We start from the raw sequence: 8735 nt of genomic DNA, 5'->3' as shown, positions 1-8735 counted from the left end.
GCTCGCCGACCTGCCGGGCGGCGGCCCCGCGGGGCCGCACGCGCTGCGGCACACCGCGGCGACCCACCTGCTCGACGGCGGTGCCGACCTCCGCGCCGTGCAGGAACTGCTCGGACACGCCAGTCTCGGGACCACCCAGATCTACACCCACGTGTCGACCGAGCGGCTCCGCGAGAGCTACCGGACGGCCCACCCGAGGGCCTGACCCGCCGACTCGTCGTCCACCCCGCCCCGTCGACCCGCCCCCGTCCGCACGGCGGATCGCCCGCAGGGCAGCCCGCCCGCCCGCACGTCCGACCGACCACCCGCCCGGTCGCCTGGGTCACCCGGGTCGACGTGTCGGCAGCAGCACCGACGGCCGTCCCAGCCCGAGCATCATGAGCGGCGACACGTACTCACCGTCGATCCGGGCTCCGAGGTGGACGCACTCGACGTCCGGGCAGTGCCCCGCCTGGACCGTCCCGACGACCTGCCCGCGCACGACGGCATCGCCCGCGGCCAGCTCGCTGACGACCGGCTCCAGGCTGCTGAGCACGCCGTCGGCGTGGCGCATCGACAGCACGGGACGGTCGACGACCACGCCGGCGAAGTGCACGACGCCGTCGTCCGGCGCCGTCACGGCCGAGCCGATCGGCGTGCCGACGTCGATGCCCCGGTGCCCCGGCGACCAGCGGTGCTCGGGCGCCGTGAAGACCCGGACGACGGGGTGGGGCGAGGCCGCCGGCCACGACCACGGCACGGCCGGCACCGACGACGTCCCGGCAGTCGTCCCGGCCGACGCGGCGCTCGCCGTGACGTCGGTGCCCGGGACGTGCACGAGCAGCAGCACCGGCAGCACGACCGACAGGCCGAGGAGGCGGGGGAGGGGGCGGCGCGGCCGGGTGCGACCCCGGCGACAGGAGGTGTCCATCGTGAGACTCTGCCGAGCGTGCACCGATCCCGCACCGGGCGTACTGTTCACGCGTGCACGAACACCTGTGCACGACGGATGTGGGGGAGCGAGGACACGAGCCCGCTCCCCGAGCAGTGGAACGGAGACCCAGTGTCGAACGCGGCGCGATCACCAGAGACGACGAAGAGCCTGAACAGACGGGTGACGGCTCTCGCGGTCGCCGCGGCCGTCGGCGGATTCCTCTTCGGCTTCGACTCGTCAGTCATCAACGGAGCGGTCCAGAGCATCACCGACGAGTTCGGGCTCACCGAGTTCGCCTCCGGCTTCGCCGTGGCGTCGGCCCTGATCGGCTGCGCGATCGGTGCGTACGTCGCCGGCCGCCTCGCCGACAAGATGGGCCGCATCAAGGTCATGCTCATCGGTGCGGCCCTGTTCCTCGTCAGCTCGATCGGCGCCGCGTTCGCCTTCGCGGTCTGGGACCTCGTCCTGTGGCGCGTCATCGGCGGCCTGGGCATCGGCATCGCCTCCGTGATCGCTCCGGCGTACATCTCCGAGGTCTCACCGAAGGCGATCCGGGGTCGGCTCGCGTCGTTCCAGCAGCTCGCCATCACCCTCGGCATCTTCGTCGCCCTGCTCTCGGACCAGCTCTTCGCGGTCACCGCGGGCGGCGCCTCCGAGCCGTCGCTCTTCGGCCTCGCCGCGTGGCGCTGGATGTTCCTCGTCGGCATCGTCCCCTCCGTCGTCTACGGCTTCCTCGCCTGGCGGCTGCCCGAGTCGCCGCGCTACCTGGCCGGCGAGGGGCGGGAGGACGAGGCGAAGGACGTGCTGAAGAGCATCGTGCCCGCCGAGACCGTGGACACGAGCCTGAAGGAGATCACGGACTCCATCGCCACCGAGGCGGCCCTCGACAAGAAGTCGAGCATCCGGGGCACGCGGTTCGGCCTCCAGCCGATCGTCTGGGTCGGCATCATCCTCGCCGTGCTGCAGCAGTTCGTCGGCATCAACGTGATCTTCTACTACTCCACGACCCTCTGGCAGGCCGTCGGCTTCCAGGAGAGCGACTCCTTCACGATCTCCACCATCACTGCCGTGGTCAACGTCGTGGTCACCTTCGTCGCGATCGGCCTGGTCGACAAGGTCGGTCGCCGCCCGCTGCTGCTCGCCGGCTCGATCGGGATGTTCGTCAGCCTCGCCGTCACGGCGATCTCGTTCAGCCAGTCGGTCGTCGACTCCAGCGGCGACCCGCAGCTGCCCGGCGCCTGGGGTCCGATCGCGCTCGTCGCGGCCAACCTCTTCGTCGTGTCGTTCGGCGCCACGTGGGGCCCGCTCATGTGGGTCCTGCTCGGCGAGATGTTCCCGAACAGCATCCGTGCGACGGCGCTCGGCATCGGCAGCATGGCCAACTGGATCGCCAACTTCATCGTCACGGTGTCCTTCCCGTCGCTCGCCGCCGTCAGCCTCACGCTGTCGTACGGCATCTTCGCGGCCTTCGCCCTCATCTCGTTCTTCTTCGTGCTCGCGAAGATCCCCGAGACCAAGGGTCGCAGCCTCGAGGAGATGGGCGTGTCCGCGGTCGAGTCCGGCTCCGGCAAGCCCGCCCGGGGTGCCCGCGCCTGATCACCGGCCTCACGCAGAACGCCCCGCCCGGGTCCGGGCGGGGCGTTCTGCACGAACTGCCCAGCGCGTCGCACCGCTCCTCCGGGGCGCCCCTCGTCGGTGCTACCATGAGCACGCAGCCTGCCCAGCAGGCTGACTTCGCGTGCCCGTGCGTCTCGACGCACCTCGCCCTCGCAGCTCAGTTGCCTCGCAGCTCGGCCGCCCGCGGCGTGACACCGGCCTCCGCATCCACTCGGTCCGATCGTGCTCCGGCACGGGCGGCGGATGCGTGCCCGGGCACCAGGCAGCGGCGGCCGTCCGGCCGCCCAGACAACCGACAACAGGCTCGCGTCCGCGCGTGCCATAGAAAATAGGAGAACGACCATGGCCGTCGTCACCATCCGCCAGCTGCTCGACAGCGGCGTCCACTTCGGACACCAGACCCGCCGCTGGAACCCGAAGGTGAAGCGATTCATCCTCGCCGAGCGCTCCGGCATCCACATCATCGACCTGCAGCAGTCGCTCGGCTACATCGACCAGGCGTACGACTTCGTCAAGGAGACGGTCGCCCACGGCGGCACCGTCCTCTTCGTCGGCACCAAGAAGCAGGCCCAGGGCTCCATCGCCGAGCAGGCGAACCGCGTCGGCCAGCCCTTCGTGAACCAGCGCTGGCTCGGTGGTCTCCTGACCAACTTCCAGACGGTCTCGAAGCGCCTCGCCCGCATGAAGGAGCTCGAGGACATCGACTTCGACGACACGACGCAGGGCTTCACCAAGAAAGAGCTCCTGATCAAGAAGCGCGAGCTCGACAAGCTGCACAAGACGCTCGGCGGCATCCGCAACCTCACGAAGACGCCGTCCGCCCTCTGGGTCGTCGACACCAAGAAGGAGCACCTCGCGATCGACGAGGCCAAGAAGCTGGGCATCCCGGTCATCGGCATCCTCGACACGAACTGCGACCCCGACGAGATCACCTTCCCGATCCCCGGCAACGACGACGCCATCCGCTCCGTCGGTCTGCTGACCCGCATCGTCGCCGACGCTGCCGCCGAGGGCCTGGTGCAGCGTCACCAGAAGCCGGAGGACGCCGACGCTCCCGTCGAGCCCCTCGCCGAGTGGGAGGCCGAGCTGCTCGCGCAGGGCGAGGCGAAGGCCGCCGAGTCGGCTCCCGCCGCCGAGGCGCCTGTCGAGGCCGTTCCCGTCGAGGAGAACGACGCCGACGCTCAGGTCGCCGCGAAGCCCCTGGGCGAGCCGGTCGTCGAGCCCGTCGCCGAGCCCCGCGACGAGACCGCTGCGGAGCCGGCCGACGCCGACGCCGCCGCGGACGCGAAGTAGAACCCCCCACCTCCCCCTTCCGACTCCACGAAAGGAAGTCAGACAATGGCGAATTTCTCCGCCGCTGACGTGAAGACCCTCCGTGACCGCCTCGGCGCGGGCATGATGGACAGCAAGAACGCGCTCGTCGAGGCCGATGGCGACATCGAGAAGGCCGTCGAGATCCTGCGCGTCAAGGGACTGAAGGGCGTCGCCAAGCGCGAGGGCCGTCAGACCACCGCGGGCCTCGTCGCCGCCAAGGCGTCGGGCGGCTACGCCACCCTGATCGAGCTCGCCAGCGAGACCGACTTCGTCGCGAAGAACGAGAAGTTCATCGCGCTGGCCGACTCCGTGCTCGAGGCCGTCGCGGCCTCCGGTGCGAAGGACGCCGCCGAGGGCAACGCCGCCGCGATCGGCGGCCAGACCGTCGAGGCCTTCGTCAACGACGAGGCCGCGCTCATGGGCGAGAAGGTCGAGCTCCGCACGGTCGCCCGTGTCGAGGGCACCGAGTTCGCGATCTACCTGCACAAGACCTCGAAGGACCTGCCCCCGCAGGTCGGCGTGGTCGTGGGCTACACCGGCTCCGACGCCGAGACCGCTCGCTCGATCGCCCAGCACGTGGCCTTCGCCGCCCCGACGTACCTGTCGCGCGACGAGGTCCCCGCCGAGGACGTCGCCAAGGAGCGCGCCATCGTCGAGGAGACCGCGAAGAACGAGGGCAAGCCCGAGGCCGCACTGCCGAAGATCATCGAGGGTCGCCTGACCGGCTTCTTCAAGGAGATCGCCCTGCTCGACCAGGCCTACGCGAAGGACAGCAAGCTGTCGGTCGCGAAGGTCGTCGAGCAGGCCGGCATCGAGATCCAGGGCTTCGCCCGGATCAAGGTCGGCGCCTAGCAAGCCACAGGACGGGGTCCGGGACGCACGCGTCCCGGACCCCGTTCGTGCGCCCGCCGCCGTCCCGGCCCGTCGAGGCCGAGGAGGTGCGCGCCGGGCACCAGACGAGCGGGCACCTGCGCCGCGACTCGCTACCCTGGCTACGGCCACGACACGAGGGAGACCCCACATGACGACAGACACCACCACACGACGACGCGTCCTCCTCAAGCTCTCGGGCGAGGCCTTCGGGGGCGGGCAGCTCGGCGTCAACCCCGACGTCGTCGGCGCCATCGCCCGCGAGATCGCCGAGGCCGCGAAGGACGTCGAGATCGCCATCGTCGTCGGCGGCGGCAACTTCTTCCGCGGCGCCGAGCTGAGCCAGCGCGGCATGGACCGGGCGCGCGCCGACTACATGGGCATGCTGGGCACCGTCATGAACGCCCTCGCCCTGCAGGACTTCCTCGAGCAGGCCGGCGCCGCCACGCGCGTGCAGAGCGCCATCGAGATGACCCAGGTCGCCGAGCCCTACATCCCGCGCCGCGCGGAGCGCCACCTCGAGAAGGGCCGCGTCGTCATCTTCGGCGCGGGTGCGGGGCTGCCCTACTTCTCGACCGACACCGTGTCGGCGCAGCGCGCGCTCGAGATCGGGGCCGCCGAGGTGCTGGTCGCGAAGAACGGCGTCGACGGCGTCTACTCGGCGGATCCCCGCCACGACCCGTCCGCCGTCAAGCTCGACCGCCTCACCTACCAGGAGGCGCTGGTCCAGGGCCTCAAGGTGGTCGACTCGACCGCCTTCAGCCTCTGCATGGACAACGGCATGCCGATGCACGTCTTCGGGATGGAGGGCGACGGCAACATCGCCCGCGCCATCCGGGGCGAGCGCATCGGGACCCTCGTCAGCAACTGACGACTAAGCTCGACGACGAACCAAGGGAGCATCGTGACGATCACTGACGTACTGACCGAGACACGCGAGAAGATGGACCGGGCACTCGAGTCGGCCAAGACGGACTTCGGGCAGGTGCGGACCGGGCGCATCAACCCCAGCCTGTTCCAGAAGATCCCTGTCGACTACTACGGGACGCCGACGCCGCTGGCGCAGCTCGCGTCGCTGCAGGTGCCCGAGGCGCGCACCATGATCGTGACGCCGTACGACAAGTCGGCCCTGAAGGAGATCGAGAGGGCCATCGCGACCTTCCCGAACCTCGGTGCCAGCCCGACCAACGACGGCACGCTCGTCCGCGTGACGATCCCCGAGCTGACGCAGGACCGCCGCAAGGAGTTCGTCAAGATCGTCCGCGGCAAGGGCGAGGACGCCAAGGTCCAGATCCGCAACGTCCGACGGAAGTCGAAGGAGTCGCTCGACGCGCTCAAGACCGAGGTCGGCGACGACGAGGTCGCGCGGGGCGAGAAGGAGCTCGAGGCGGTCACGAAGGGCTACATCGACCAGATCGACGACGCCCTGAAGAAGAAGGAAGCCGAGCTGCTCGAGGTCTAGATGAGCGACGCTCCCGACGGCGCACGTCCCGACGAGTCGGTGCCGACACCCAAGACCACCCTCGGCAGCCGTCGCGCCGACTTCGACGCCAGGGCGCAGGCCGCACGGCACGACCTCGAGAACCAGATCCGCAGTCGCCGTGCCCAGCTCGGCGCCCGCAACGAGAAGCTGACGGCCCGCACGGGACGCAACCTCCCCGCGGCCATCGCGGTGGGCGTCGGCCTCGGTGCGGCCGTCCTGCTGAGCCTGATCTTCGAGCCGGCGTTCTTCATGATCGTGGCCGGTGCCCTGATCGGGTCGTTGTGCTTCGAGCTGACGAGTGCCCTCCGTTTCGCCGGGCGGGACGTGCCCCGTCTGCCGAGCGTGCTGGTGGGCCTGGCCATGGTGCCGCTCTCCTTCGTCTTCGGGGTGCAGGGCCAGTGGCTCGGCCTCGTCGGGGGCGTCCTCGTCGTGTCGCTCTGGCGCGTGGCCGAGCTGGTGCGTCCGTCGCACCGCAAGCCCGCCTCCGTCGTCTGGCGTGACATCGGTGCCGGCGTCTTCGTGCAGATCTACTGCTCGTTCCTCGGGAGCTTCATGCTCGTCCTCGCGGCCGAGCCGAACGGCGCCAACTGGACGCTGGCGACGCTCATCATCGTGATCGCCGTCGACACGGGCGCGTACGCGACTGGCCTCAACTTCGGCAAGCACCCGATGGCGCCGCGCATCAGCCCGAAGAAGACGTGGGAGGGCTTCGCCGGGTCGGTCGCCGCGAGCCTGATCGCGGCCGTGCTCACCTCGTGGCTGATGCTCGACGAGCCCTGGTGGTTCGGCTTCGTGCTCGGCGGCGTGATCATCGTCACCGCGACGATCGGCGACCTCTCCGAGTCGCTCATCAAGCGCGACCTCGGCATCAAGGACATCAGCACCTGGTTGCCCGGCCACGGCGGGTTCCTCGACCGCCTGGACAGCACGTTGCCGTCCGCGGCAGCCGCGTACGCGCTCTACCTGCTCGTCACCTGACCCGGCCGAGGGTCTCGCCTCGGCCCCTCGAGGTCGATGCGGCATGATGGACGGCGTGAGCTCAACTTTCCCCACGGTGCCCAAGGGCCAGCGCGGCTACGACGTGTCCGAGGTCGAGGCGTTCCTCGCCGAGGCGCGAGCCGCCTACACGGGCGGGGCCGAGGCGTCGTCGGTCGACTCGGCTCGCATCCGCCGGACCGCGTTCGCCATGCGGAAGGGCGGCTACTCTCCGGCGCACGTCGACCAGGCGCTCGAGCGCCTCGAGGACGCGTTCGCGAGCCGTGAGCGCGACCGGGCGGTGACCGCCGCGGGCGACGAGGGCTGGTACGGCGAGGCGCGCAGCGGGGCCGAGGAGATCGTGGCCAGGCTCGACCGCCCGGTGGGCCACAGGTTCGACCGCGTCAGCGTGCTGACCGTCGGCTACCACCCCAAGGACGTGGACCGTCTGGCGCGGCGGCTGCAGGGCTACTTCACCGACGGCAAGGCCCTCAGCATCGACGACGTCCGGGGATCGGTCTTCCGCGCCCGGCGCGGGGGCTACCGAGAGGCCCAGGTGGACGTGCTCCTCGACGCCGTGGTCGACGTCATGCTCGCCGTCCGCTGACGGGGTCCGCGAGGCTCGCCGCCCTGCCCGTCCCCGACGCGCCAGGGAGGCCCCTGGCCGATCCGTGACGGATCCGTTAGCCTGTACGGACTCATGGGCAGGCACTCAGCGAACGCGACCACGGGCCACTCTCTCTCCGAGCAGCGGCTGGTCGTCAGTCGACCCCGCACGATCGAGAGGCGACGCGTCCCCGCCTCGCTCGTCGCACCTCCTGCGTCCCTGCCGGCCCCGACGCCTCGTCCTTCGGTCGGGCGTCGCTACGCCCTGCCGTTGGTGGGCTTCGCCGCGACCTTCGCCTTCCTCTCCGCCTCCCTCGTGAACCCGCTGTCGGGTGCCGAGGCAGCGACGACGAGCGTGGGAGGCGCGGCTGCCCTGGTGGCACCGGGCCAGTCGTTCGTCGTGGGCGCCGGCGTCGTCCTGGCTGCTGACCGTGACCAGTACGGCGTCACCCTGCCGCCGCCCCCGCCGCCGCCCGCACCGGTGGTCGAGGAGGCCTCGGCTGACGAGCCTGCAGCTGCGGACGCCGCCTCCGGCAGCGCCAAGAAGGCGCCGTCGTCGAGCGCTGCGCCCGTGGCTGGCGTCCCCGACCCGGGCACGGCGAAGGCCATCGCCGCCGAGATGGTGGCCGCGCGCGGCTGGGGCACCGGCGAGTACGACTGCCTGGTCTCGTTGTGGAACAAGGAGTCGGGCTGGAACATCAACGCCCACAACAAGTCCAGCGGGGCGCACGGCATCCCGCAGGCCCTGCCGGGCAGCAAGATGGCCTCGGCCGGCGCTGACTGGCAGACCAACCCCGCCACGCAGATCACCTGGGGGCTCGGCTACATCCAGGGCCGCTACAAGACCCCGTGCGGTGCGTGGGGCCACTCGCAGTCGGTCGGCTGGTACTGAGCCAGCACCGCTGAGCCAGCACCGCTGAGCCAGCACCGCTGAGCCAGCACCGCTGAGCCAGCACC

The 8735-nt window shown here is 70.7% G+C and carries 10 protein-coding genes; 9 read left to right on the top strand and 1 reads right to left on the bottom strand.

Going from position 1 to position 8735, the window contains the following annotated elements:
• A partial coding sequence (locus RWM17_RS09350; protein ID WP_314103010.1) for a tyrosine-type recombinase/integrase occupies positions 1-205 on the top strand: 205 nt, incomplete at its 5' end.
• A 117-nt stretch (positions 206-322) separates the two neighbouring features.
• On the opposite strand, the gene RWM17_RS09345 is transcribed toward RWM17_RS09350, so the two are convergent.
• Entirely contained in the window at positions 323-910 is a 588-nt protein-coding gene (locus RWM17_RS09345; RefSeq protein ID WP_314103009.1) for a M23 family metallopeptidase, read from the bottom strand.
• Positions 911-988: 78 nt separating this feature from the next.
• On the opposite strand from RWM17_RS09345, the gene RWM17_RS09340 reads away from it, so the two are divergent.
• The 8 genes from RWM17_RS09340 to RWM17_RS09305 all read left to right on the top strand — a co-directional run bounded on the left by RWM17_RS09340 (position 989) and on the right by RWM17_RS09305 (position 8670).
• Positions 989-2509, top strand: a complete 1521-nt coding sequence (locus tag RWM17_RS09340) for a sugar porter family MFS transporter (protein ID WP_399540379.1) — start codon at positions 989-991, stop codon at positions 2507-2509.
• Positions 2510-2872: 363 nt separating this feature from the next.
• Complete coding sequence (rpsB, locus tag RWM17_RS09335) at positions 2873-3823, top strand: 30S ribosomal protein S2 (protein WP_314103006.1); 951 nt, start codon at positions 2873-2875, stop codon at positions 3821-3823.
• Between the two features lie 45 nt (positions 3824-3868).
• The gene (tsf, locus tag RWM17_RS09330; RefSeq protein ID WP_123546429.1) at positions 3869-4696 is read left to right on the top strand and encodes a translation elongation factor Ts; all 828 of its coding nucleotides are present in this window, start codon (positions 3869-3871) and stop codon (positions 4694-4696) included.
• Positions 4697-4865: 169 nt separating this feature from the next.
• Positions 4866-5585 carry a UMP kinase gene (gene pyrH, locus RWM17_RS09325; RefSeq protein ID WP_192042350.1) on the top strand — a complete coding sequence of 240 codons (720 nt, stop codon included), beginning with the start codon at positions 4866-4868 and terminating at the stop codon, positions 5583-5585.
• A gap of 72 nt (positions 5586-5657) precedes the next feature.
• Positions 5658-6176: a ribosome recycling factor gene (frr, locus tag RWM17_RS09320; protein ID WP_197980542.1), complete on the top strand. Its 519-nt coding sequence runs from the start codon at positions 5658-5660 to the stop codon at positions 6174-6176.
• Complete coding sequence (locus tag RWM17_RS09315; RefSeq protein ID WP_314103005.1) at positions 6177-7175, top strand: phosphatidate cytidylyltransferase; 999 nt, start codon at positions 6177-6179, stop codon at positions 7173-7175.
• 46 nt (positions 7176-7221) lie between these two features.
• A complete protein-coding gene (locus RWM17_RS09310) occupies positions 7222-7779 on the top strand; it encodes a DivIVA domain-containing protein (RefSeq protein ID WP_314103011.1) in 558 nt (185 codons plus the stop codon).
• A 93-nt stretch (positions 7780-7872) separates the two neighbouring features.
• Positions 7873-8670: a lytic transglycosylase domain-containing protein gene (locus RWM17_RS09305; protein ID WP_314103002.1), complete on the top strand. Its 798-nt coding sequence runs from the start codon at positions 7873-7875 to the stop codon at positions 8668-8670.
• Positions 8671-8735 lie beyond the last annotated feature (65 nt).

It is taken from the genome of uncultured Frigoribacterium sp., assembly GCF_963515265.1.
Classification (GTDB): Bacteria; Actinomycetota; Actinomycetes; order Actinomycetales; family Microbacteriaceae; genus Frigoribacterium.
The sequence above is the reverse complement of the archived record's forward strand: the minus strand, read 5'-3'. Positions and strand labels throughout refer to the sequence as shown.

Bases quoted from the DNA above. Each gene is read 5' to 3' on its own strand.
- RWM17_RS09345 (WP_314103009.1), bottom strand. From the start codon at position 910: ATGGACACCTCCTGTCGCCGGGGTCGCACCCGGCCGCGCCGCCCCCTC.
- RWM17_RS09340 (WP_399540379.1), top strand. From the start codon at position 989: ATGTGGGGGAGCGAGGACACGAGCCCGCTCCCCGAGCAGTGGAACGGA.
- rpsB (WP_314103006.1), top strand. From the start codon at position 2,873: ATGGCCGTCGTCACCATCCGCCAGCTGCTCGACAGCGGCGTCCACTTC.
- tsf (WP_123546429.1), top strand. From the start codon at position 3,869: ATGGCGAATTTCTCCGCCGCTGACGTGAAGACCCTCCGTGACCGCCTC.
- pyrH (WP_192042350.1), top strand. From the start codon at position 4,866: ATGACGACAGACACCACCACACGACGACGCGTCCTCCTCAAGCTCTCG.
- frr (WP_197980542.1), top strand. From the start codon at position 5,658: ATGGACCGGGCACTCGAGTCGGCCAAGACGGACTTCGGGCAGGTGCGG.
- RWM17_RS09315 (WP_314103005.1), top strand. From the start codon at position 6,177: ATGAGCGACGCTCCCGACGGCGCACGTCCCGACGAGTCGGTGCCGACA.
- RWM17_RS09310 (WP_314103011.1), top strand. From the start codon at position 7,222: ATGGACGGCGTGAGCTCAACTTTCCCCACGGTGCCCAAGGGCCAGCGC.
- RWM17_RS09305 (WP_314103002.1), top strand. From the start codon at position 7,873: ATGGGCAGGCACTCAGCGAACGCGACCACGGGCCACTCTCTCTCCGAG.